This is a genomic window from Streptomyces sp. NBC_00513 (assembly GCF_041431415.1).
In the GTDB taxonomy this organism is placed as follows: domain Bacteria; phylum Actinomycetota; class Actinomycetes; order Streptomycetales; family Streptomycetaceae; genus Streptomyces.
In genome coordinates this window covers 5,078,131-5,102,392 of record NZ_CP107845.1, presented here as the reverse complement: position 1 = coordinate 5,102,392, position 24,262 = coordinate 5,078,131, and the positions used below count along the sequence as shown (strand labels likewise).

Annotated in this window: 19 protein-coding genes; 5 read left to right on the top strand and 14 right to left on the bottom strand. The window is 73.1% G+C overall.

Annotated elements, in window-relative coordinates; genetic code table 11:
- The first annotated feature begins 151 nt into the window (after nt 1-151).
- Both OHA84_RS23710 and OHA84_RS23705 read left to right on the top strand, forming a co-directional pair.
- Nucleotides 152-1,579, top strand: coding sequence for a zinc-dependent metalloprotease (locus tag OHA84_RS23710; protein WP_053676395.1), 1,428 nt, complete (start codon nt 152-154; stop codon nt 1,577-1,579).
- Entirely contained in the window at nt 1,576-2,112 is a 537-nt protein-coding gene (locus OHA84_RS23705) for an NUDIX hydrolase (protein ID WP_266949738.1), read from the top strand. The genes OHA84_RS23710 and OHA84_RS23705 overlap by 4 nt, the downstream gene beginning before the upstream one ends.
- Before the next feature lie 113 nt (nt 2,113-2,225).
- On the opposite strand, the gene OHA84_RS23700 is transcribed toward OHA84_RS23705, so the two are convergent.
- From OHA84_RS23700 to OHA84_RS23685, 4 genes are all read right to left on the bottom strand, one after another.
- Nucleotides 2,226-2,981, bottom strand: a complete 756-nt coding sequence (locus OHA84_RS23700) for an AIM24 family protein (protein WP_053676393.1) — start codon at nt 2,979-2,981, stop codon at nt 2,226-2,228.
- Between the two features lie 17 nt (nt 2,982-2,998).
- Nucleotides 2,999-3,679 carry an AIM24 family protein gene (locus OHA84_RS23695; protein ID WP_053676492.1) on the bottom strand — a complete coding sequence of 227 codons (681 nt, stop codon included), beginning with the start codon at nt 3,677-3,679 and terminating at the stop codon, nt 2,999-3,001.
- A 20-nt stretch (nt 3,680-3,699) separates the two neighbouring features.
- On the bottom strand, nt 3,700-5,370 hold the full coding sequence (locus OHA84_RS23690; RefSeq protein ID WP_266969871.1) for a TerD family protein: 1,671 nt from the start codon (nt 5,368-5,370) through the stop codon (nt 3,700-3,702).
- A gap of 134 nt (nt 5,371-5,504) precedes the next feature.
- Complete coding sequence (locus tag OHA84_RS23685) at nt 5,505-6,101, bottom strand: M48 family metallopeptidase (protein WP_371591447.1); 597 nt, start codon at nt 6,099-6,101, stop codon at nt 5,505-5,507.
- 265 nt (nt 6,102-6,366) lie between these two features.
- Between OHA84_RS23685 and OHA84_RS23680 the strand changes: the two genes are divergently transcribed.
- A complete protein-coding gene (locus OHA84_RS23680) occupies nt 6,367-7,527 on the top strand; it encodes a ThiF family adenylyltransferase (RefSeq protein ID WP_266969873.1) in 1,161 nt (386 codons plus the stop codon).
- A gap of 102 nt (nt 7,528-7,629) precedes the next feature.
- On the top strand, nt 7,630-9,015 hold the full coding sequence (locus OHA84_RS23675; protein ID WP_266969875.1) for an AarF/ABC1/UbiB kinase family protein: 1,386 nt from the start codon (nt 7,630-7,632) through the stop codon (nt 9,013-9,015).
- 406 nt (nt 9,016-9,421) lie between these two features.
- On the opposite strand, the gene OHA84_RS23670 is transcribed toward OHA84_RS23675, so the two are convergent.
- The 5 genes from OHA84_RS23670 to OHA84_RS23650 form a co-directional block, all read right to left on the bottom strand.
- A complete protein-coding gene (locus OHA84_RS23670; protein ID WP_053676352.1) occupies nt 9,422-9,628 on the bottom strand; it encodes a hypothetical protein in 207 nt (68 codons plus the stop codon).
- A gap of 99 nt (nt 9,629-9,727) precedes the next feature.
- A complete protein-coding gene (locus OHA84_RS23665) occupies nt 9,728-10,060 on the bottom strand; it encodes a hypothetical protein (protein WP_053676353.1) in 333 nt (110 codons plus the stop codon).
- Nucleotides 10,057-10,428 carry a WhiB family transcriptional regulator gene (locus OHA84_RS23660; protein ID WP_053676354.1) on the bottom strand — a complete coding sequence of 124 codons (372 nt, stop codon included), beginning with the start codon at nt 10,426-10,428 and terminating at the stop codon, nt 10,057-10,059. Before OHA84_RS23660 ends, OHA84_RS23665 begins: the two co-directional genes overlap by 4 nt.
- Before the next feature lie 184 nt (nt 10,429-10,612).
- Nucleotides 10,613-10,954, bottom strand: coding sequence for a hypothetical protein (locus OHA84_RS23655; RefSeq protein WP_053676355.1), 342 nt, complete (start codon nt 10,952-10,954; stop codon nt 10,613-10,615).
- A gap of 167 nt (nt 10,955-11,121) precedes the next feature.
- The gene (locus OHA84_RS23650) at nt 11,122-13,287 is read right to left on the bottom strand and encodes an ATP-dependent DNA helicase UvrD2 (RefSeq protein WP_053676356.1); all 2,166 of its coding nucleotides are present in this window, start codon (nt 13,285-13,287) and stop codon (nt 11,122-11,124) included.
- 158 nt (nt 13,288-13,445) lie between these two features.
- On the opposite strand from OHA84_RS23650, the gene OHA84_RS23645 reads away from it, so the two are divergent.
- Nucleotides 13,446-13,706, top strand: coding sequence for a mycoredoxin (locus tag OHA84_RS23645; RefSeq protein ID WP_053676357.1), 261 nt, complete (start codon nt 13,446-13,448; stop codon nt 13,704-13,706).
- A gap of 176 nt (nt 13,707-13,882) precedes the next feature.
- Here the strand turns inward: OHA84_RS23645 and nudC are convergent, their stop codons facing one another.
- The 5 genes from nudC to OHA84_RS23620 all read right to left on the bottom strand — a co-directional run bounded on the left by nudC (nt 13,883) and on the right by OHA84_RS23620 (nt 24,193).
- Complete coding sequence (nudC, locus tag OHA84_RS23640; protein ID WP_053676358.1) at nt 13,883-14,818, bottom strand: NAD(+) diphosphatase; 936 nt, start codon at nt 14,816-14,818, stop codon at nt 13,883-13,885.
- 63 nt (nt 14,819-14,881) lie between these two features.
- The gene (locus OHA84_RS23635; protein ID WP_266969879.1) at nt 14,882-16,285 is read right to left on the bottom strand and encodes a dipeptidase; all 1,404 of its coding nucleotides are present in this window, start codon (nt 16,283-16,285) and stop codon (nt 14,882-14,884) included.
- Between the two features lie 9 nt (nt 16,286-16,294).
- Nucleotides 16,295-19,981, bottom strand: coding sequence for a UvrD-helicase domain-containing protein (locus OHA84_RS23630; protein ID WP_266969881.1), 3,687 nt, complete (start codon nt 19,979-19,981; stop codon nt 16,295-16,297).
- Nucleotides 19,982-20,047: 66 nt separating this feature from the next.
- Nucleotides 20,048-23,554 (bottom strand): ATP-dependent helicase, encoded by a 3,507-nt coding sequence (locus OHA84_RS23625; protein ID WP_371591603.1) that lies wholly within the window; start codon nt 23,552-23,554, stop codon nt 20,048-20,050.
- Between the two features lie 291 nt (nt 23,555-23,845).
- On the bottom strand, nt 23,846-24,193 hold the full coding sequence (locus tag OHA84_RS23620) for an MGMT family protein (RefSeq protein ID WP_323181898.1): 348 nt from the start codon (nt 24,191-24,193) through the stop codon (nt 23,846-23,848).
- Nucleotides 24,194-24,262 lie beyond the last annotated feature (69 nt).

Here is a 24,262-nt window from a genome sequence, read left to right as displayed (position 1 = left end):
ACGCGTACCTACCAGGTGACGTCCATCCTGCCGCAGCCCAGGAGCCGGCGGAGCACCGAGCCCGGAAGCGGGCGGGGTGTCTACGCTGGGTGGTGTTGTCGGACCATTGCCGTCGGCTCCCGCCGGCGGCCCTACGAGCCGAGGAAACCCCGTGAGCGACACCCCATTCGGATTCGGCCTTCCGCCGGAGGAGCCGGAGAACGGCGACGAGGGCAAGAAGAAGGGCAATGAGGGCGGTCAGGGCGGCCCGGCGAATCCGTTCGGGTTCCCGGGCATGGGCCTGCCGGGCGCCGGCGGCCCGGGCGGTGCGGACAACCCGTTCGCCTCGATGTTCGGTGCCATGAATCCGAACGACCTCGGCGCGGCCTTCCAGCAGCTCGGCCAGATGCTGAGCTACGAGGGCGGTCCCGTGAACTGGGACATGGCCAAGGACATCGCCCGCCAGACCGTCGCGCAGGGCACCGCCGACGGTGTGAAGGACGCCAGCGTCGGCGTCGCCGAGAAGTCGGCGGTCCAGGAGGCCGTACGCCTGGCCGACCTGTGGCTGGACGGGGTGACCTCGCTGCCGTCGGGTGCGAACACGGCGGTGGCGTGGAGCCGCGCCGAGTGGGTCGAGGCGACCCTCCCGGTGTGGAAGGAGCTCGTGGACCCGGTCGCCGAACGCGTCGGGGCGGCCATGGGCGGGGTGCTGCCCGAGGAGATGCAGGCCATGGCGGGCCCGCTGCTCGGCATGATGCGTTCCATGGGCGGCGCCATGTTCGGTCAGCAGATCGGCCAGGCGGTGGGCGTGCTCGCGGGCGAGGTCGTCGGCTCGACCGACATCGGGCTCCCGCTGGGCCCGGCGGGCAAGGCCGCCCTGCTGCCGTTGAACATCGAGGGCTTCGGCAAGGACCTGGGCGTGCCGGCCGAAGAGGTCCGGCTGTACCTGGCGCTGCGCGAGGCGGCGCACGCGCGCCTGTTCGCGCACGTGCCGTGGCTGCGCTCGCACCTGTTCGGCGCCGTCGAGGGTTACGCCCGCGGCATCAAGGTGGACACCTCGAAGCTGGAGGACGTGGTCGGCCAGCTCGACCCGTCGAATCCGGAGCAGTTGCAGGAGGCCCTCGCGGGCGGCATGTTCCAGCCGCAGGACACCCCGGAGCAGAAGGCGGCCCTGGCGCGCCTGGAGACGGCGCTCGCCCTGGTCGAGGGCTGGGTCGACGCGGTGGTGCACGAGGCCGCCAAGCCCCGTCTGACCTCGGCGGACGCCATGCGCGAGACCATGCGCCGCAGGCGTGCCTCCGGTGGTCCGGCCGAGCAGACCTTCGCCACGCTGATCGGGCTGGAGCTGCGTCCGCGTCGGCTGCGCGACGCCTCGCGGCTGTGGGCCTCGCTCACGGACGCGCGGGGTGTGGACGGTCGCGACGGGCTGTGGGAGCACCCCGACATGCTGCCGACGGCCTCCGACCTGGACGACCCGGACGGATTCGTGCACCGCGAGCAGTTGGACTTCTCGGAGATCGACAAGATGCTCGGCGAGGCCGCCGAGAAGCGTGATCTGGGCGACAAGGGTGCCGACGGCGAGGGTGAAGAGAAGAAGTGAGCCTGTACGACGACGCGGTCGCGGTCCTGAAGGATCTCGCGCCGACCGACGAGCAGCAGAGCGGGCTGCGGGACCTGTACCTGGAGCACCTCGCCGCCCACCACGACGGGGTCTACAAGCCCTGCCGGGCCGGCCATGTCACGGGCAGCGCGCTGGTGATCGACCCGGTGCGGGGACGCGTGCTGCTCACCCTGCACAAGAAGCTGGGCATGTGGCTCCAGATGGGTGGTCACTGCGAGCCCGGTGACGCCACCCTCGCGGACGCGGCATTGCGCGAGGCCGTCGAGGAGTCGGGGATCGCCGGCGGGCTGACCCTGCTGCCGGGCGGGCCCGTGCGGCTGGACCGGCATCCGATCCCGGAGCCCTGCAACTGGCACCTGGACGTGCAGTACGCGGCGCTGGCTCCGGCCGACGCCGTGGCCGAGATCAGCGAGGAGTCGCTGGACCTGCGCTGGTTCCCGTACGCGGAGGTGGCGGCGGTGGCCGACGCCTCGGTCGTGCGGCTGATGGAAGCGAGCCTGGCGCGTCTCTGAGACGTCCGGGGAGGCATGTGGAAGGGGCGGGTCCCTCGGGACCCGCCCCTTCCGGCGTCAAGCGGGGCGTGCCACGCCGTTGCGCGCCGTGCCCTTCCCTGCCGTGCCGTTGATCAGTTCCAGGCGTTGTTCTGGTTCTGACTGTGGGCGCCGTGCTGGCCCATGCCGAACTGGGCTGCGGCGCCCTGACCGATCTGGGCGTTCTGCGGCGGCAGCGCCTCGCTGGGCTGCACGAGGGCGAAGCCGGTGCCGAGGAAGCTGAGCTCCCAGCCCTCGCCGGTGTTGCCGCGGCGCCGCCAGACTCCGGTGGAGTGCGTCTGGGCCTGCATCTGTACCCGCAGCGAGGTGGACCAGGCGACGATCGCGTCGGCGTCGGCGTTGACGTACTTGTCGGGCGTGACCTGCATCATCAGCGGCTGACCGGAGGTCATCAGGGCGACCTTGCCGCGACCGCTGATGTTGAGCTGGTACTTGCCGGAGCCGGAGATCCCGTACTGGCTGTCCACGGCGATGGCCTCGGTGTGCAGGGTGGAGTCCAGCGCCAGCACGTAACTGCTGTCGACGGTGAGACCGTCCCGGTCCACCTCCACGACGTGCACGTACTGGGCCAGGTTGGCCAGATAGACCGTGCCCTGTCCGGAGCAGCGCATCAGATCCAGGCCCTCGCCGGTGCGGGCGCGGGCGGTGCGCTGGGTGGTGCTCTGGTACTCGCCGTCGAAGTCGATGATCCCCTGGTAGGCGACCATCGCGCCCTTGCGGGCGAGGACGTCGTCGGTGCCGCTCAGGGAGACCCGCAGCAACTGCGGGTTCTGGACGGTGTACCGCTCCTGGGACTGCGCCTCGGCGTGGGCGAAAAGTGCGCTCTGCATGATGTGTCCGCTCCCCCTCAGCCCCGGGTCCGGAGCCGGTCGGTGCTGTCCTCGCTGGGCTGTACCACGACGATTCCCTGGCCGGAGAAGGCCATCTGGTAGGCCTCACCGCTGCCCCGGCCGATCATCGACGAGGCCTTGAAGCTGCGCTTCCCCTTGACCTTGAGGTTCGGGGACCAGGCGACGAGCGCGTCGGGGTCCACGTACGTCTCGTCGTCGCCGCGACCGCAGTCCACGACGATCGGGGTGCCGCGGGAGGTGATGGCCACCCAGCCGGTACCGGAGACCTGCACGTTGAACAGGCCCTGGCCGGCGAACTTGGCCATGCCCTTGACCCGCTCGACGCCCCACTGGAGGTGGGCGTCGAAGGCGAGCAGGTTCGTGCCGTTGACGGACAGGGCGTCGTTGTTGAGGTTGATCACGACGACGTCCGCGCCGTAGTCGGCGAGGTAGAGCAGGCCGTCGCCGGTGCACTTCATCAGCGGGGCGCCCTCCCCGGTGATCCATTGCGAGGCCATCTGGCGGACGGCGGGCGGGTTGGGCTCGTACTGGACGAAGCCCTCGTACGCGACCATCGATCCGGTGCGTGCGAACAGGTCCTGGCCGCTCTGCATGGCGACCTTGAGCATGGCTCGGCCGTGGTTCTCCATGCGGGCCGTGACGGGGGTCGGGGCGTATCCCGCGAGTTGCTGGTTCATGGCGTTCATGACGGGCTCCCTCAAACCTCGTACGGCTGGACGACGATGAAGTTGCCGGGCGCGCCGCGGAACTGGAGGTTCACGGTCTCCCCGCTGTGGCCCGGATAGGCGGTGCGGCGCAGCCGGACCTGGCTGGAGATGATCACCTGCGAGGCGGCGGACCAGGCGACGATGGCGTTGCTGTCCGCGAAGGTGGTCGGGGTGACGGGCAGGACGACCGGGACGCCCTGCGTCTTGACGATCACCGTGCCGCTGCCCTGGAACTGCATCGTGAACAGGGCGCCGCCGGGAATGCCGTGGCCCTCGATGCGACGGACCTCGTGCTGGAGGGACTCGTCGAAGGCGAGGACGTTCTCCGCGGAGACACAGATGCCGTCGCCCTGGAGCTCGATGGCGTGCAGGTGGGCGCCGTTCTCGGCGAGGAAGACCTGTCCGCGACCGGTGCAGCGCATCAGCTGCATCTCCTGGCCGGTGGCGTTGCCGACGATGCGGCCGGCGAAACCGGCTCCCTTGTAGCTGAAGTCGACCTTGCCCTGGTACAGCACCATGCTGCCCTGGCGGGCGAGGACGGCCTGGCCGCCCATGGACAGGTCCACCCGCATGAGCTGCTGGTTCTGCGGGGTCCAGCGGGTGCCGGTGGGGGCTTCCTTGTACGGCTGGAGCGCGGCGGCGAGGCCGTGTCCGGCGGCGGCCGGCTGGGGCTGCTGCGCGTACTGGGGCGGCTGCTGGCCGAAGGCCGGCTGCCCGCCGTACGGGGGCGCCTGCTGGCCCGGGACCTGGCCGTACGAGGGCTGCTGCCCGTAGGGCGCGGGGGCGGGGGCGGGGGCGGGCGGCGGTACCTGACCGCCGTAGCCGGGCTGCTGCCCCGGGACCTGACCGTACGAGGGGGTTCCCGGCTGCTGCGGGGGGTGGGGCGGTTGACCGTACGGCGCGGCGGGCTGCGTCGTGAGCGGCCCGACCATCGTCGGGGCCGAGTGCACCGGCTGGGGCGGGGCGCCGGCCGGTCCGCCGAACGACGGCGCGGGGGCGGGCGCCGCCGGGGCGGGGGCTTGGGCCGGGGCGCCGAAAGCGGGCGCGGGTGCCGGGGCGGCCGCCTGCGGCGGCGGGGCGAACCCGGGCGCGCCCGCGGGCTGGGCCGGGGCCTGCTGCTGCGGGTCCTCGTCCTCGGCGACCTCGCCGCCGAAGTTCTTCAGCAGCGCGGCGAGCCCGCCGTCGAAGCCCTGCCCGACGGCGGCGAAGCGCCACACGTCCTTGAGGTAGAAATCGCCGATCATCAGGGCGCGTTCGGTGCTGAACTCGGCGCCCGTGAACGCGTAGCGGACGACTTCCTCACCGCCGGCCACGATCCGGATGTAGCCCGGACCGATCTGCGACATCTGCCCGGGACCGTCGATGGAGGCGGTGAAGGACAGCTTGTGGATGTTCTGCGGGATCCGGTCGAGAGTCACCCGGAAGGATTCGCTGTCGCCCGCCTGTGTGCCGAGCTGCTGAATGGACTCTTCCGGCGACTTCGGCTGGTTGTAGAAAACGAAGTAGCGATCGTCCGAGAGCTGCTCGTTCACATCGAGGCCGAAGCAACTGATGTCGATGGCAAGCCCGGGCCCGGCGATCTGGACGCCCACGTACAGATCGGTGCCCGCTGTCAGATCGCTGATCTTGGCCTTGTGGCCGCGTTGGAATTCCCTGGCCATACGTCCGACCGTCCCCCATCCCGACTGTGAATACGTGCCGCCGGCTAACGGCTGCCGCTCAGGCTAACGGCTTCCGCAGACATCGAGCCAAGTCGGTACCGACCCGGTACACATCACGCTCGGTCACGCCATGATCATTCGTCCCGCGCTCCGGGGACCGCGGGAAGTCGCTCGGCGGCGACCACTCCCTCCAGGTACCCGCGGGCGCGTTCGGTCTTCGGGTACGCCTCCAGCAGTTGCCAGAAGCGCGGGCCGTGACCGGGGACGAGGAGGTGCGCCAGCTCGTGCAGCAGCACGTAGTCGACGACGTACTCGGGCATGCCCTGGAGGCGATGGGAGAGGCGGATGCTGCCCTCGGCCGGGGTGCAGGAACCCCAGCGGGTGTTCTGATTGGTGACCCAGCGGACCGAGCGGGGGCGGGCACGGCCGTCGAAGTACTGCTCGGACAAACGCTCGGCGCGTTCGGTGAGTTCCGTGTCGCCGAGGGTGCGTTTGCCTTCCTGGGCGGCGAGCTTGTCGAGCATGACGCCCACCCAGCGCTGCTCCTCGGCCTCCGACATCCGGGCAGGGATCAGGACGACCGTCCGGTCACCCTCACGGTAGGCGGAAACGGTCCTGCGGCGGCGCGCGCTCCGGCGGACTTCGACGGCGCGCTGCGAGGGATCGGCGGACACGCCAGCACGGTACCCGCTCGTCGTGACGGAAGTCCCCCTCGTCCGCGCATCGAACATGATCGATTCGCCGCCGATATCAGAAACCCCCCTTAACGCCCCGTTTCTCCATCTCATATGCCCAATACCCCCCGCCTGTGGACAAGTTCACGCACCGATTCCCGGGGGCGGGCAGTGTTGCGGACGGAGGCGGAAGACCGCCTCGGAGGCCTTCGGGTATCGCGGGGGCTCGGGCATCGCGCGGGCTTTCGGGAATCGCGGGGACTCGGGTACCGCGGGGACTCGGGTACCGCGGGGACTCGCGGACGGAATCGAGGGGACGACCATGTATCCGAAGGTGAAGCCGGCGCTGGCCAGGGCCTGGCGGGATCTGCAGACGGTGCAGTTCGGGGTGACGCCCGCCCACGCGGTGGTGCTCGGCCCGGTGGACACGGCCACCGGGGCGTTCATCGACCGGATCGACGGGACACGGGGGATCGAGTTGCTGCGCGCGGAGGGCGCGGGGATGGGGTTGTCGGAGGGGCGGGTGGACGAGTTGATCCGACGGTTGGCGGGGGCCGGGCTCCTGGATGACGCCACCGCGGGCGGGCCGCGGGCCCAGGCGGTGCGCGGGCGGCCGGAGAGCCTGGAGCGGCTCGGGCCCGATCTCGCCTCGCTCTCGCTGGTGCATCGAGAGCCGGGGGGTGACTTGCGGGGAGTCGCGGCCCGGCGGGCGATACGGGTCCAGGTGCGCGGGGGCGGGCGCGTGGGGGCGGTGATCGCGGCGGTGCTCGCGGGGGCCGGGGTGGGCCGGGTCGAGGTGCTCGACGGGGGGCGGGTCCAGCCGGGCGATGTGGCGCCGGGCGGGTTGGGGCCCGGGAGCGTGGGCCAGTTGCGGGCGGAGGCCGCGGGGGCGCTCGTGCGGCAGGCCGCCCCGGGACGCGCCCCCCGGGCCGGGGAGGGAGAGGGGCCGGAGCCGGGGCTTTCCCTGGTGGTCGTCGCTCCCCGGGACGGGCTCCAGGCGTGGGCCCCCGATCCGGAGACGGCCGCGGACTGGGTGGCCACGGGCACTCCGCATCTGTACGCGGGGGTGTTGGAGGGCACGGGGCTGGTCGGGCCGCTGGTGCTGCCGGGGGTCACGGCCTGCGCGGGCTGCATGGAGCGCGACCGGATCGACCGGGACCCTGCCTGGCCCAGGATGCTGGTGCAGTGGCGGTCGGCGCACCGCCGCCGCGCCACGGCGGCGTGCGACCTGGGGTTGGCCTCGGCGGTGGCGGGATTGGCGGCGGGGCACGCCCTGTCCTTCCTCGACGGGCACCTGCCCGCCTCGACGGGAGCCCGGTGGGAGGCGGCGTTACCGGGCCTGAACTGGGAGCCCTCCGAGGTTCGCCCTCATGAGGACTGCCCGTGCTCCGCCGCCTCGATCCCGGACACGACGCCGGTTCCGGCCGGCGCCGGCCGGGGCGGTGCGACCGTGCCGGGGAGGGGGCGGGGAGGATCGGGCTGAGGGGGCCGCCGGGGGCCATGACAGGATGCGTTTTGTCTGCCTCAGGGGGCGCGCCCCTGAACCGCCGCTCGCGGCACGGCTGTCTGGGAACTGGAGGGGCGTATGTCTGATCTTCCCCGGAAGGCGGTCACCCGTACCGTCAAGCTGGCCGCGCTGCCACTGGGCTTCGCGGGTCGGGCCACCTGGGGGCTGGGAAAGCGGATCGGAGGCAAGTCGGCGGAGATCGTCGCGCGGGAGCTCCAGCAACGCACCGCCGATCAACTGTTCCGTACGCTCGGCGAGCTGAAGGGCGGGGCCATGAAGTTCGGTCAGGCCCTGTCGGTCTTCGAGTCGGCCCTGCCCGAGGAGATCGCCGGCCCGTATCGGGCGGCGCTGACCAAGCTCCAGGAGGCGGCCCCGCCGCTGCCGGCGGCGCGGGTGCACCAGGTGCTCGCGGAGCGGCTGGGCGAGGACTGGCGTGACCTGTTCCGGGAGTTCGAGGACACGCCCGCGGCGGCCGCCTCGATCGGTCAGGTGCACCGGGCCGTGTGGCACGACGGCCGGCAGGTGGCGGTGAAGGTCCAGTATCCGGGTGCGGGCGAGGCGTTGCTGTCGGATCTCAGGCAACTGAGCCGGTTCGCGGGGCTGTTGGGGCCACTGATACCGGGCATGGATATCAAGCCGCTGATCACCGAACTGCGTGACCGGGTCGCGGAGGAGTTGGACTACGAGCTGGAGGCCGAGGCGCAGCGGACGCACGCGGACGCGTTCGACGGCGACGGGGACGTGGTCGTGCCGGACGTCGTGCACCAGGGCGACGAGGTGCTGGTGACCGAGTGGATGGACGGGACCCCGCTGTCGGAGGTGATAGCGGACGGTACCCAGGAGGAGCGAGACCGTGCGGGGCAGCTGCTGGCCCGGTTCCTCTTCTCCGGGCCGGCGCGGACCGGGCTGTTGCACGCCGATCCGCATCCCGGGAACTTCCGGCTGATATCGGGTGAGGACGGCCGGATGCGGTTGGGCGTACTGGACTTCGGGACGGTCGATCGCCTTCCGGGCGGCTGGCCCAAGCCCATCGGCCGGTCGCTGCGGCTGACGCTGGGTGGTGACGCCGAGGGAGTCTACGAGCACCTGCGCGCCGAGGGGTTCGTGAAGGAGTCCATCGAGTTGGACCCGGAGGCGGTGCTCGACTATCTGGAGCCCCTCCTCGAACCGGTCGAGGCGGACGAGTTCACCTTCACCCGCCCCTGGCTGCGCGGCCAGGCGGCTCGGGTCGCCGATCCCCGCTCCCCCGCCCACCAGTTGGGACGACAGATCAACCTGCCGCCGTCGTACCTGCTGATTCACCGGGTCACGCTGAGCACCATAGGCGTGCTGTGCCAGTTGGGTGCGACGGTGCGGCTCCGCGAGGAACTGGAGTCCTGGCTACCGGGGTTCCTGCCCGAGGACCGGGAAGACGACCCGGTACACGAGAAGGACCAAGGGAAGGTCTGCGAGCGGGGGGAGTAGTACGCCCCCCACCCCCGGCGGTGTCGCCCCGGCTCGGTGGCGGGCTCGGGCGGGGACGTGCGCTCGGAGGGCCGTGGCTTGGGTGGCCGGGGCGTCGGGCGGCCGGCGCTCCGGGCGGCCGGGGCTTCACACGGCCCGGCTCCAGGCGACGCGGCTGCACCTGGCCCAACTTCCGGCGGCCCAGTTCCGGGCGGCCGGGGCGTCGGGCGCCTGGGGCTTCAGGCGGCCGGGGCTTCAGGTGGCCCGGCGCTCCAGGCAGTCCCGCCGCACGGGGCTCGGCTTCGGGCGGGACGCCTCCACGCGGCCCGGCTCCAGGCGACCCCGCCGCACGTGGCCCAACTTCGGGCGGCCCGGCTCCGGGGCCCGGCCGCACACGACCCGGCTTCGGGCGGGGCGGGGCCGTCGGTCACCACCAGGAGGAGTCGAGCCGGCCTTCGATCGCACGGAGGTTGGCGCGGGCGCATTCGACGCAGAAGTACTGCCTGGTCCCGTTCTCCACGGAGCAGGTCCAGGTGGGCGGCGCGCCGTTCGGGGCGTCGACGCCGCATCCCGCGCAGACGGCGGGCTGGGCCTCGGGTCCCGGCGGGGTGGGGCGGGGAGTCGACTGGTCCACCCGCAGACGATATCTCCGGCGGCGGTGGACGCGCTCCGCAACGCCCCGGGGGGACCGGTCCTTTCGGACCGGTCCCCCCGGGTGCTGTTCCTTCTGTGCTCAGTTCATGACGGCCATGGCGAGGGCCCGCCGGGCGCGCATCGAAACGCGCTCGGCTCGGCGCTGCATGCGCCGGGCGGCGACCAGGCGCAGGGCGTGACGCTCGGCGTCCGCCTCACGCATGCGGTCGTCCATATGGGCACGAGCCATGGCTTCTGGGATGAGTTGCATTTCGCGGGTCCTGTTCTGACGCGAGGTGATCGCGCCTGCGGTGATGAAGTCTGCGGTGGCGGAGCCGTGCGGCTGCTCGCTCGTGGTGGTGTGGGTGGACATGAGGGCCTGCTTCAAGGGGTCGCGCGTCAGGGGGCGGTCGATGGTGCCGATGGCGGTCATGCCGCGACAACCGGGTTCTTGCGCGGACGACCACGGGGCCGCTTCCGGGCGACGACGACGCCCTGGACGAAGAGCTCGCCTCCCCAGACACCCCAGGGCTCGCGGCGCTCCTTCGCGCCGGCGAGGCAGGCCTCGACCAGCGGGCAGGTGCCGCAGAGCGACTTGGCGTACTCGACGTCGGCCGGGGACTCGGCGAAGAAGACCTCGGGGTCGAAGGTGCGGCAGGGAACGGGTACGCCGAGGTTCTCGATGGCGTCGTCGAGCGCGGTCAGCGCGGTGAGGGGAGTCAAGGTGGAGTCCTCCGGGACTGCGGGCGGGGAGATCGTTTGGGTCTGCGGTACGGACGGGGCGTGCGCTTCGAGTTGCACGGTGGTTTCTTCCTCGTCTTGGTTGACTAGTCGGTCCGGCCGGGGTCGGCCGGGGGTCGGCTGGTACCTGTTCTTGCCAGTCCCGAGGCCCCTTCGCTCCGCAGTCCCCGTTCGGGGACAAACAGAAGGGCCGCGGATCCCGGGTGGGGTTCCGCGGCCCTGAAGGCGCCGGTCTGATCGTCGATCAGACTGGATCACTCCAGGGTTCGAGCCCACGGAAGGCCCACATCAGGTGGTGCTGCTGCTTCGTCTGCTTCGTCTTGACTCCGGCACCGGCCGCCGCGGCCGCAAAGCCATAGGCGCCATGCGCCTGGGCTTCCTCAGCCATTACTGCCACCGGTGCCTGGGTCGGTCGCTCATTACGAACACTCGGCCGCAGCGCGGAGGCCGCGAGCAGGGCAGGGGTCCCCGAGGAAAGCGTGGAGACGCCTGCGGCGAGAATCGGAACGAGCGAGGAGACACCGAGCGGGCAGGAAGCGGCGACCGAGCGATCGGTCATTTTGGTGGTCGTCATGAAGCTGGTCACTGGTCTCGCCTCCTCTCGGCGTCTCGGGGACGGGGCCCGGGGGCCCGTCCCATGCGTATTCGGATAAGTACAGCACGGAACCGGGGCTTCGAAGAAGCCAACGTTTCCGTTGCTAAGAACCTATGGGGATTCGCCGGGCATGTGCAAACTATTTTTCCGACGAGTTTCTACGCGTCGTCAGGATCTCCGGCGCCAGGCTCCTGGCCTGCGCAGATGGCCAGGACGTCGACTCCGTACCGCTCAAGCTTGCGGCCACCCACGCCGGAGATCATCGAGAGCTCTCCCGCCTCGGACGGCGCGGCCTCCGCGATGGCCATCAGTGTCTTGTCCGTGAAGACGCAGTAACCGGGCAGGCCCTGCTGCTTCGACTGGATGGCGCGCCACTCGCGCAGCCGCTCGTACAGCCCCTCGTCCATGTCCGACGGGCAGTCCTCGCAGCGCATCAGTTTGAGTTCGCCGGCCTCGGTCAGGGTCTTGCCGCAGACGCGGCACAGCACCGGGCCGCGGGGGCCGCGCTTGCGGGGGGCACGCTCGGTCGCGGCGCCGTTCCTGCTTCCCGGGACGGCGGAGCCCGGCCGCAGGCCGTTCAGGAAGCGACTGGGGCGTCGGGAGGCTCTGCCGCCCGGAGCCCGGGAGAGCGCCCATGAGAGGGTCAGGTGCAGCCGCGCCCGGGTGACGCCGACATAGAGCAGCCGGCGCTCCTCCTCGACCTGTTCGTCGGTCTTCGCATAGGTGATCGGCATCATGCCGTCGGTGAGCCCCACGAGGAACACCGCGTCCCACTCCAGGCCCTTGGCGGCGTGCAGCGAGGCCAGGGTGACGCCTTGGACGGTGGGGGCGTGCTGGGCGGCCTTGCGTTCGTCCAGTTCCACCGTGAGTTCGGACAGGCCGGCGCCCGGGCGGGAGCGGGCGAAGTCCTCGGCGAGCCGGACGAGCGCGGCCACGGATTCCCACTGGTCGCGCACGGCGCCGGATCCGGCGGGCGGCTCGGCCGTCCAGCCGGTGGAGCTGAGCACGGCCCGGACCTGGGACCCGAGCTCGACGACGTCGTCCAGGAGGGGATCGTTGCCGCCGGAGCGGGCGGCCCCGCGCAGGGCGAGGATCGCCTTCTGGACCTCGGCCCGCTCGAAGAACCGCTCGGCTCCGCGCAGCTGGTAGGGCACTCCGGCGTCGGCGAGGGCCTGTTCGTAGACCTCGGACTGGGCGTTGATCCGGTAGAGCACGGCGATCTCGCCCGCGGGGACGCCCGCCGCGATGAGGTCCCGGACCCGCCCGGCGACGCCCTCGGCCTCGGCGGGCTCGTCCGGGTACTCGGCGTAGACCGGGTCGGGGCCGACCTCGCGCTGGGAGATCAGCTCCAGCCGGTGTTCGGCGGCGCGGCCCTTGGCCTGGTTCAGCAGGCCGTTGGCGAGGTGCACCACCTGGGGGGTGGAGCGGTAGTCGCGGATCAGCTTGACCAGGGTGGCCTGCGGGTACTTGGTGCGGAAGTTCAGCAGGTGGTCGGGGGTGGCGCCGGTGAAGGAGTAGATCGTCTGGCTGGCGTCGCCGACCACGCAGAGGTTGTCGCGCTCGCCGAGCCAGAGGTCGAGCAGGCGCTGCTGGAGCGGGCTGACGTCCTGGTACTCGTCGACCACGAAGTGCTGGTACTGGCTGCGGATCTGCTCCGCGATGTCGTGCCGGTCCTGGAGGATCCCGACGGTGAGGAGCAGCACGTCCTCGAAGTCGATCATGTTCCGGTCGCGCTTGAGTTGTTCGTACGTCCCGTAGATCTGGGCGATCTCGGCCGTGTCCCGGGGGGCCTCGCGGCCCGCTTTCAGGACGGCCGCCGGGTAGTCGGCGGGGACGGTCTGGGTGACCTTGGCCCACTCGATCTCGCCGGTGACGTCGCGCAGCTCGCCCCGGTCGAGGCGGACGCGGCAGCGGGCGCCGGCCTCGGCCACGAACTGGATCTTGCGTTCCAGCAGTCGGGGGACGTCGCCGCCGACGGCCTTCGGCCAGAAGTACTGGAGCTGGCGCAGGGCGGCGGAGTGGAAGGTCCGGGCCTGGACCCCGCCCGCTCCGAGGGTCCGCAGTCGGCCCCGCATCTCGCCGGCGGCGCGGTTGGTGAAGGTGACGGCGAGCACGCTGGCGGGCATCAGTTGGCCGGACCGGACCCCGTAGGCGATCCGGTGGGTGATCGCGCGGGTCTTGCCCGTGCCCGCTCCCGCCAGCACGCACACCGGTCCGCGCAGGGTCGTCGCGACCTCGCGCTGCTCCGGGTCGAGGCCCTGGAGCACCGCGTCGGCCGAGTCGGCTTCGGCCGGGAAGGATGAGGAGTGCGTTGCTGCTGTCACCCCGCCATGCTGCCAGGTCTCCAGGGGCGGACGGGAAACTTGTCCACAGGCCGCCCGCTCCGGTCGTACTTGTGCCGTGAGGGCCCCGCGGGAATGGCGGGACGGTGTCGGGCGTTCGAGTACTCGGACCACCGAGACCCCACGAAGGAGACCGCAGCATGCAGGACACGGGCACCGTCACGATGTACAGCACGACCTGGTGCGGCTACTGCAGCCGGCTGAAGAAGCAGCTGGACCGCGAAGGCATCGCGTACGACGAGATCAACATCGAGCACGACCCCGCGTCCGCAGCGTTCGTGGAGAAGGCGAACGGCGGCAACCAGACGGTTCCCACCGTCCTCGTGAAGTCGGCCGCCGGCAACGAGTCCGTCATGACGAACCCGAGTCTCGCCCAGGTCAAGCAGGCCCTCGCCGTCTGACCGTCGCGGCACCGCCCGACGCACGGACCACCGAATCACGGACGACCGGCTCGGGACGACCGGCACCGGTCGGGTCGACGTAGCGAACGTCACACGCGTACGACAGAAGGCCCCCGCCGCGGCGGGGGCCTTCTGTCGTGACGGACGTCACGGGCGCGGGGCCCGCGCGACCCGCCTCACGCGAGGGGGCGCGGCAGCGGCTTCCCGTACCAGAGTTCGACCAGGCGGGCCGCGATGGAGACCCCGGCGGGCGGCAGCACCTCGCCCGCCTCGATCGCCTCGCGCAGGTCCTCGCGGGAGAACCAGCGGGCCTCCTGGATCTCCTCGCCGTCCACCGTGATCTCCGAGGTGACGGCGCGGGCGGTGAAGCCGAGCATCAGGCTGTACGGGAACGGCCAGGGCTGGCTGGCGACGTAGTCGACCTCGCCGACCTTGACGCCGGCCTCCTCCCAGACCTCGCGGATCACCGACTGCTCGATGGACTCGCCCGGCTCCACGAACCCGGCGAGCGTCGAGAAGCGGCCCTCGGGCCAGTGCACCTGCCGGCCCAGCAGCGCGCGGTCGTGCTCGTCGGTGACGAGCATGATCACGGCCGGGTCGGTGCGCGGGTAGTGCTCGGCGCCGCAGCCCGGGCAGCGGCGGATGTGTCCGGCTGCGGCGACCACCGTGCGCTCGCCGCAGCGGGAGCAGAAGCGGTGCATGCGCTGCCAGTTCTCCAGCGCCACCGCGTGCACCATCAGCCCGGCGTCGCGCGGGTTCAGCAGCAGGCCCGCCTCGCGGAGGCCGGCCGGGCGGGCCGACTGGTCCATGCGGCCGGGCAGGGAGTCCTTCTGCAGCGCGAAGTACCGTACGCCGTCCTCGTCCGAACCCAGGAAGTAGCGGTGGGTCTCGGTGACCGGGGCCTCGAAGGCCGGGGTCATCACGATGCCGGTGCCGCCGTCGGGGGTGTCGTCGATCAGGACCTGGCCGCCGGAGACGACGAAGACGCGGGTCGTCGGGTGGCTCCAGGCGGCGGCGAGCCAGGCCTCGTCGAGGCGGTGGTGCGCGGCGCGGTCGATCCCGCTGGGCGCGGCGAGCGTGATGGGGCGCTCGGGCTCGGTATGGGTGCTCATCAGGTACTTCCAACTCCCCCGGTGGTGGGACAGGCAGGCTGGGCGGGACGGCGGGTGGGTGCGTCAGGCGGGCTTCCAGTGGGCGGCCAGGTCGCCCCACAGGTACGCGGCGGTCTCGACGCCCTTGAGGAGCAGGTCGAGTTCGACCTTCTCGTTCGGCGAGTGCCAGCCGTCGGAGGGGACCGAGATGCCGAGGAACAGGACGGGTGCGTCGAGCACGTCCTGGAGGTCGGCGGCCGGCCCGGAGCCGCCCTCGCGGGTGAAGCGGATCTTCTGGCCGAAGGCGCGCCCCATGGCGCGCACGACGGATTGCAGCGCCGGGTGGTCGAGCGGGGTGAGGCAGGGCCGGGTGGGGGCTCCGAAGGCGATGGAGTGCCGGATCCCGGCCGGGACGCGCTCGGCGACCCAGGTCTTGACGGCTTCCTCGACCGCGTACGGGTCCTGCCCGGAGACCAGTCGGAACGACAGCTTCAGGTGTGCGGAGGACGGCACGATCGTCTTGCCGCCGGGGCCCTGGTAGCCGCCGCCGATGCCGTTGACCTCGGCGGTCGGGCGGGCCCAGACGCGCTCCAGGGTGGTGTGGCCCTTCTCCCCCGCGGCGGCGTGCGACCTCGCCGTGCGCAGCCACTCGGCCTCGTCGAAGGGCAGTTCGGCGATCAGTGCGCGCTCGGCGTCGGTGAGTTCGACGATGTTGTCGTAGAAGCCCGGGATGGTGACCCGCTCGTCGGCGTCGTGCAGGGCGGCCACGAGGCGGGCGGCGACGGTGGCGGGGTTGGGCACCGCGCCGCCGAAGGCCCCGGAGTGGATGTCCTGGTCGGGGCCGTGGAGGTCGATCTCGCAGTCCGCGACGCCACGCATGCCGGTGCACACGGTGGGGGTGGTCTCGGACCACATGCCGGTGTCGGAGACGATCACGACGTCGGCGGCGAGGCGTTCGGCCTCGCGCTCGACGAGGGCGCGGAAGTTCGGGGAGCCGGACTCCTCCTCGCCTTCGACGAGGAGCTTGAGGTGCACGGCGGGGGCGTCGGCGCCGGTGGCCGCGAGGTGGGCCCGGACGCCGAGGGTGTGGAAGAGGACCTGGCCCTTGTCGTCGGCGGCGCCGCGCCCGTACATCCGGCCGTCCTTGATCACCGGCTCGAACGGGTCGGTGTGCCAGCCGTCGGCGAGGGCTGCGGGCTGTACGTCGTGGTGCCCGTAGACGAGGACGGTGGGGGCGGCCGGGTCGGCGGCGGGCCACTCGGCGTACACGGCGGGGGCGCCCGCGGTCTCCAGGATCTCGGTGACCGGGAAGCCGGTGGTCTTGAGCTGCGCGGCGAGCCATTCGGCGCTGCGTCGTACGTCACCCGCGTGCTCGGGCTGCGCCGAGACGGAGGGGATGCGCAGCCAGTCGGCGAGTTCGTCGAGGAAGGCCGCGCGGTGGGTGTCGATGTACGTGCGGACGACGCTGTCCGCCTGGGGGTCGCTCATGCCACGAGCCTAGCCTTCCGTGTGATGGTCACTTTCCGCGTCCGTTTTGCCTTGGAGGATCCGCTCAATGCCGGCGCGGTCGGGAAGGGCGCGGGGGCGGATCACGCGGCCGCTGCGGACGTGCAGGAACGCGGCGTCGACCCGTTCGAGCGGGGTGCCGGTGGCCTCCGCCCAGGCCAGTCGGTAGACGGCGAGCTGGAGGGGGTCGGCCTCGGTGGTGCGGCCCGTCTTCCAGTCGACGATCTCGTAGTCGTACGGACCCTCGTGGTGGCGGTACACGGCGTCGATCCGGCCGCGGACGACCCGGCCGGCGAGGGTGAGCTGGACCGGGGCCTCCATGCGGTGGGGGGTCCGGTCGGCGTAGGCGCTGCGCTCGAAGGCGGACTTGAGGGAGTCGAGGTCGGCCTCGTCGACGATGTCCTGGTCGGAACCGGGCAGTTCCCCGGCGGGGTCGAGGACGTCGAGGAGCGGGAGGGGCAGTTCGTCGAAGCGGGACTCGACCCAGGCGTGGAAGCGGGTGCCCTGCCGGGCGGCGGGCTGCGGGGGCTTGGGCATGGGGCGGGCGAGGTCGCGGACGAAGCCCTGCTCGTCGGAGGCGAGGCGAAGCAGTTCGGAGGCGGACAGGGCGGCGGGCAGCACGACGTCGCGCACGGCGGCGCGGGAGCGGCGCAGCTCGCCTTCGAGGGCGTCGAGGTCGCGGTCCCAGGAGGCGATGGCGCGGGCCTCCTCGGGGGTGAGGGGGTCGGCGCCCTGCCGCGCGGGGGTCCCGGGGCGGGGGGTGGCGGCGGTGGGTTGGGCCGGGACCCGGGCACCGGGCGCCGCCCGGGGGTCCTCGTACGCATCCTCGTGCGCGGCCGGGGCCTGGGCCGGGGCGGGCGCGGGCAGGGCTTCGCCCGGGGCCCAGAGGTCCTCGTCGGGCGGGGGCGCGGGGGTCGTGTACCGGTCGGCGTCCTGGGCGGGGACGCGGGCCCGGTGCGCGGCCGCGCCGGGGGCCGCGTCCGCCGACCGGGGCCAGGGGTCCGTCTCCGGCCAGGGCTCCGCGTCCGGATCGGCCTCGGACCACGGGTCGGGGTCCGGATCGGGGTCCGGGTGGGGGTCCGCGTCCGGCCAGGGTTCCGTGTCGTAGGCGGGGTCCTCGCGGTCGGAGGGCCACAGGTGGGGCTCCTCCGGCGGCGGAGGGGTCGCGAGGTGGGCTTCCACCAACGCCGCCGCGCGGCGGCGCAGGCGCAGCGAGGTCGGGTCCAGGGGCAGGGGCCAGGAGTGGTCCGGGGCGCCCGCCTCGGACAGGGCCGGGTTCTCGGCGCCGGGCTCGGGCTCCGGCGCCCAGGCCTCGATCTCGCCGTGCCCGGCCTCGCAGTGGGTCCGCAGCGCGGAGAGGAACGCCGACGGGCCGCGCGGCTTCTTCTGGCTCGGGCCCCACCAGTGGCCGGAGGCCAGGAGGAGGGAGCGGGGGCGGGTGAAGGTGACGTATCCGAGGCGGAGTTCCTCGACGGCCTTGTGTTCCTTCAGGGCGGCCTTGAAGGACTTGATCCCCGCCGAGGTCCACGCCGGGTCCCCGGGCAGGGTGGAGGCGTCGCCGCGCAGGGCGTACGGCAGGACCTTGGCGTACGAGGTCCAGGCCTCCGGCGGCTTCTCCTTCGGGAAGGCGCCCGCGCACAGGTCCGGGACCACCACCACGTCCCACTCCAGGCCCTTGGACTTGTGGGCGGTGAGCACCTTGACGGTGTTCTCCCCGCCGGGGAGCGCGTGGTCGAGGCCCTTCTCGTACTGGGCGGCGGTCCGCAGGAAGGCCAGGAAGGCGAGCAGCGAGGCCTCCCCGTCGAGGGCGGCGAACCCGGCGGCCACGTCCATGAAGTTCGACAGGGTTTCGCGCCGTCGGGCGGCGAGGGCGTGCGGCGAGGCGGACAGTTCCACGTCGAGGCCGGTCGCGGCCAGCACCCGGTGCAGGACGTCCATCAGCGGGTCGGCGAGCGAGCGCCGCAGGTCGCGCAGTTCGCGGGCGAGGTGGGCGAAGCGGACGCGGGCGTCCGCCGAGAAGGGCAGGTCGTCGGCGGAGGAGGCCCCGGATCCGTCGAGGAAGGTCTCCAGCGCGTCGGCGAGCGAGACGACCTCCGCCGGGTCGACGCCCTCGACGGCCGCCGCGAGCCGGCCGTCCGGATCGTCCGCGCCGGCGGGGGTCCGTCCGATCAGTTGGCGTGCCCTGCGCCCGAGCAGCGCCAGGTCGCGGGCGCCGATGCGCCAGCGCGGGCCGATCAGCAGCCGGACGAGGGCGGCGTTGGCCCCCGGGTCCTGGAGCACCTCGCAGACCGAGACCAGGTCGGCGACCTCCGGCAGGTGCAGCAGGCCGGACAGGCCGACCACCTCGACGGGGACGTCGCGGGCCACCAGGACCGCCTGGATCCGGGCGAAGTCTCCGGCCGAGCGGCACAGTACGGCGATCTCGCCCGGTTCGGTCCCCGTCCGCACCAGGTGGGCGACGGAGTCCCCGAGCCACTCCAGCTCCTCGGCGTGGGTGGGCAGCAGGGCGCACCGCACGGATCCGTCCCGTTCGGCGCCGGGCGCCGGGCGCAGCGCCTCGACGCCCTCGTGCATGGCGCGCAGCGGCGTGGCCAGTTCGTTGGCCAGGTCGAGGAGGCGACCGCCGCTGCGGCGGTTCTCGCCGAGCGAGAAGCGGGTGGCGGGGCGGCCGTCGGCGTGCGGGAAGTGCTCGGGGAAGTCGTCGAGGTTGGCCACGGAGGCGCCGCGCCAGCCGTAGATCGCCTGGCAGGGGTCGCCGACGGCGGTGACGGCGTGGCCGGTGCCGCCGCCGAACAGCCCGGACAGCAGCAGCCGCTGCGCGACGGAGGTGTCCTGGTACTCATCGAGCAGGACGACCTTGAACTCCTCGCGCAGCAGGGCCCCCACCTCGGGCCGGGTGGTGGCGAGCCGCGCGGAGAGCGCGATCTGGTCGCTGAAGTCGATCAGGTCGCGGGAGCGTTTGGCGACGCGGTAGCGGGCGACGAGCTCCAGCAGTTCCAGCCGGCCGCGGCCGGCCTCGGGGACCTTGCGCAGGTCGTCGTTGGTGAGCCGGGTGTCCGCGAGGACGTCGAGCAGTGCGGTGTCGTACGCGCGCAGCTCCTCGGGGGTCACGAGGTGTTCGGAGAGTTCCGCGTCGAGCGCGAGCAGGTCGCTGACCAGGTCGGGGATGGACTTCGTCAGCGACGGGTACGGGCCGGGCGCCTCGCGCAGCACGCGCGCGGCGAGCTGGAAGCGGGTGGCGTCGGCGAGCAGTCGGGCGCTGGGCTCCAGCCCGATGCGCAGACCGTGGTCCTTGAGGAGCTGCCCGGCGAAGGCGTGGTACGTGGAGATGCGCGGCTCGCCCGCGAGCGCGTCGGGGTCGGCCGGGGAGGGGTCCGGGTCGCTGATGCCGGCGCGCGCGAGGGCCTTGCGCACGCGCTCGGCGAGTTCGCCGGCGGCCTTGTTGGTGAAGGTCAGGCCGAGGACCTCCTGGGGTGCGACGGCGCCGGTGGCGACCAGCCAGACGACGCGGGCCGCCATGACGGTGGTCTTGCCGGAGCCGGCGCCCGCCACGATGACCTGGGGGGCGGGCGGGGCGGTGACGCAGGCCATCTGTTCGGGCGTGAAGGGGATCCCGAGGAGCTCCTTGAGCTGCTCGGGATCGCTGATCACCGCCGGGACGGTCGGGCGCGCGGACACGTGAAAAGGCTAGCCGCCGGCACCGACACTCCCCACCGCCGTCTCGACGAGCGGGCCGGGCGCGGCTCATTCCACGGTCTGGCGGCCCTCGGGGAGGGCGGTGCACGAGCTGCGGAAGGAGCAGCGTTTGCAGTGCTCGCCGGCGGCGGGCGTGAACCGCTCGTCCAGTACCCGGCCGGCGGCGTTGGCCAGCAGGTCGCCCACCCACTCGCCTTCGAGGGGCTGCTGCGCCTGCACCTTGGGGACCTCGTCGCCGCCGTCCTTCTTGGGCGCGCCCTGGCGCAGCTGGACGAGTTCGGCGCCGCCGGGATCGGGGCGCACGCCGTCGAAGACCTCGTCGACGGCGCCCTCGCGCACGGCGAGCTGGTAGACGGCGAGCTGGGGGTGGCGGGCTACCTCGTCCCTGGTGGGGGCGGCCTTGCCGGTCTTGAAGTCCACGACGTAGGCGCGGCCCTGCGGGTCGGCCTCGACCCGGTCCATGGAGCCGCGGATCCGTACGGCGAACTCCCCCGCCTCCAGTGTGACGTCGAAGTCGTGCTCGGTGGCCACGGACTCCCGGCCGCCCCGGTCGGTGGTGTGCCAGCGCAGGAAGCGTTCCAGGGCGGCGCGGGCGTTCTCCTTCTCCTGGCGGGACTTCCAGGGGGCGTCGAAGGCGAGGGCGTCCCAGACGGAGTCGAGACGCTCCATGAGGACGGCGAGGTCGGCGGGCGTGCGGCCCGAGGCGACCTCGTCGGCGAGGACGTGGACGACGTTGCCGAAGCCCTGGGCGGCGGTGGAGGGGGCGTCGGCCTTGACCTCGCGGCCCAGGAACCACTGGAGGGAGCAGGTGTTGGCGAGCTGCTCCAGGGCCGATCCGGACAGGGCCACGGGGCGGTCCCGGTCGCGGAGCGGGACGCCGCTGCGGGTCGGTTCGTACAGCCCCCACCAGCGTTGCGGGTGCGCGGCGGGGACCAGGGGGCGGTCCTCGTCGTCGGTGAGCACGGCGAGGCGGGCCAGCCGGCGGGCCGCGGCGTCGCGCAGGGCCTCGGACGCCTCGGGGTCGACGGTGGTGGCGCGCAGTTCCGCGACGAGCGCCGGGACGGCCAGGGGACGTCGGGGGCGGCCGGTGACGTCCTTCGGGGTGACGCCGAGTTCGGTGAGGAGGCGGGAGGGCTGGTCGCCGTCCTCGGCGGGGGCCTTGACGGCGGTGACGACGAGGCGCTCGCGGGCCCGGGTGGCGGCCACGTAGAACAGCCTGCGTTCCTCGGCGAGGAGGGCGCCGGGGGTGAGGGGTTCGGCGAGGCCGTCGCGGCCGATCCGGTCGGCTTCCAGGAGGGAGCCGCGCCGGCGCAGGTCGGGCCAGAGCCCCTCCTGGACGCCGGCGACGACGACGAGGCCCCATTCCAGGCCCTTCGACCGGTGGGCGGTCATCAGTCGGACGGCGTCGCGGCGGGTCGCGCGGATGGTGAGGGTGTCGGCGGCGATGTCCTCGGCTTCGAGCTGTTCGAGGAAGTTGAGGGCGCCGCGACCGCCGGTGCGGTCCTCGGCGCGGGCGGCGGTGTCGAAGAGGGCGCAGACGGCGTCGAGGTCCCGGTCGGCGTTGCGTCCGCCGGCGCCGCCGCGACGGGCGCCGCGTTCCAGGCGCTGCGGCCAGGGGGTGCCGTCCCACAGGGTCCACAGGGCCTCTTCGGCGGTGCCGCCGCCCTGGAGCAGTTCGCGCGTCTTGCGCAGGAGCAGGCCGAGGCGCTGCGCGCCGCGGGCGTGGGCGGGGTCGTGGGCGACGAGCCGCTCGGGTTCGGCGAGGGCGCGGGCCAGCAGGACGTCGGAGGGCGCGGGCACCTTGACGCCCGCGGCCCGTTCCTCGTCGCGCAGGGCCCGGCCGAGGCGGCGCAGGTCGGCGGCGTCCATCCCGCCGAGCGGGGACCCGAGCAGGGCGATGGCCGCCTCGACCCCGACCCATCCGTGGTCGGCGGTGCCGGCCCCGTCCCGGTCCCGGTCCGAGGGGGGCGCGGAGGCGGGGTCGGCCGGAGCGGGGGCGTCCGCGTCGGACCCCGCGCCCGCGCCCGCTTCGGCGTCCGCTTCGGCGTCCGCTTCGGCGTCCGCGTCGGCGTCCGCGTCGGCGTCCGCGTCGGCGTCCGCTTCGGCGTCGGACGGTCCTTCCGGCCGCTCGGCGTCGGACGGTCCCTCCGGCCGCTCGGCGTCGGAGCCCGCATCGTCCGGATCCGCGGGGTCCTCGGGTGCCTGCGGGCGGGCGGCGGCCGTGGCGGTGATGCGCAGGGCCGTGAGCAGGGGGGCCACGGCGGGTTCGTGGCGCAGGGGGGTGTCCGTGCCGTCCGTCTCGGCGGGCACGCCGGCCGAGACGAGGGCGCGGCGCATCGCGGGAAGGGTACGGCCGCCCGCGCGGACCAGGACGGCCATGTCCTGCCACGGCACGCCGTCCTCCAGGTGGGCCCGGCGCAGGATGTCCGCGATGTTGTCCAGTTCCGCCCCGGCGGTGGGGTACGTGTACACCTCCACCCGGCCGCCCTCCCGTGTGGCGCGCAGGTCGCGGTGGGCCCGTACGGCCGCCGAGGGCAGCCGCGGGACGGGCATGCGGGTGGTGAGGAGGCGGGTCGCGGCGAGCAGCTCCGAGGAGGAGCGCCGGCCGACCGTGAGGGCCCGGACCCGGGCGCCGGGGAAGGAGGTCTCGAAGTCCAGGATGTTGTTGATGTCGGCGCCGCGGAACGCGTAGATCGACTGGTCCGGGTCGCCGAAGGCGATGAGTGTGCCGCCGGGTCCGGACAGGGCGCGCAGCAGTCGCAGCTGGGAGGCGTCCGTGTCCTGGTACTCGTCGACGAGGATCACGTCGTGGGCCGAGGCCAGGGACGGGGTGCGTTCGGCCAGCAGGACGGCGCGGTGGAGGAGTTCCGCGTAGTCGAGGGTGCCCTGCATGTCGAGGACGTCCAGGTACTCGGAGAGGAACGCGGCGGCCGCCTTCCAGTCCGGGCGGCCGATGCGGTCGGCGAAGTCGGACAGTGCCCCGGGGCCCAGGCCCAGTTCGCGGGCGCGGGCCAGGACGGCGCGGACCTCGTCGGCGAACCCGCGCGTGGTCAGGGCGGCGCGGAGGTCGTCGGGCCAGCGGATGGAGCGGATCCGGCGCTGGCCCTCCAGGAGGGTGCGGACCATGACGTCCTGCTCCGGCCCGGACAGCAGCCGCAGCGGGTCGGCGAACAGGTCGGTGTCCTGGTGGGCGCGGACCAGGCCGTAGCAGTAGGAGTGGAAGGTGGTGGCCTGCGGGGCCCGCGCGCCGCCCAGGCGCAGGGCGGCCCGGTCGCGGAGTTCGACGGCGGCCTTGCGGCTGAAGGTGAGGATCAGGATGCGGGAGGGGTCCGTGCCGGCCTCGACCCGGGCGGCGGCCGCCTCGATCAGGGTGGTGGTCTTCCCGGTACCGGGTCCGGCCAGGACGAGCAGTGGTCCGGTGGTGTGGTCAACCACCGCCCGCTGCGCTGCGTCCAAGACAGGGGGAGCCACCCGTTCCGGCCCGGTGCGCACCAGGCGGTACGCGTCAGGAGTCCGCGTACGCCGCTCCGAGCGGTCGGAAGGAGAGGTGATCACGTGGTGTGCCGGTCCTGGTGGGTCTTCCGTCACTGCGGTTGCTGCGACGACTGCGGTTGCCTCGGTGGCCTCGCCGACCGCGCTCCCGACCGTCGTGCCGAGCGTCGCGTCGGGGGCGACTGCGGCGAGGACGGCGAGGGCGGCGGCGACGGCCGAAGGGGCCACGCTACGCCACCCGCGCGGGCTCCCGCAGTCTCCCCGGGCGGCTCCCGGCGTCGCCTCGGGGGGTCCTCGTGTCGTCCCCCGTACGAGCCTTCGACCGCCCGCGCCGGCTCCGGGTGCCGGAAGCTGTCAGATGTGACCCTCGTCGCCTTCGCCCGGTCCCTGCCGCCCGTCCCAGCGTGCCCGGCGCATCGCCAGCCGGGGCTCGCCGCCGGCCGTGTCGCGCAGTGGGGTGCCCTCGGCGCGGTAGTGCTCCAGGGCCCGGTGCTCGCTGCCGGGCAGCGGTCGGCCGTCGGCCCTGACCACGCGCCACCAGGGCACGGCTCCCCCGTACAGGGCCATGACACGCCCGACTTGGCGTGGTCCGCCCGCGCCGATCCACTCCGCGACGTCGCCGTACGTCATCACCCGGCCGAGCGGAATCCGCTCGGCCGCCTCCAGCACCCGCTCCGCGTACTCGGGAAGCTCTTCGCTCATTCGGGACATGGTGCCGCACGTCACCGACACCCCGACGGAAGGTTTCCTTCCGCACCGGCGCGCACCCTG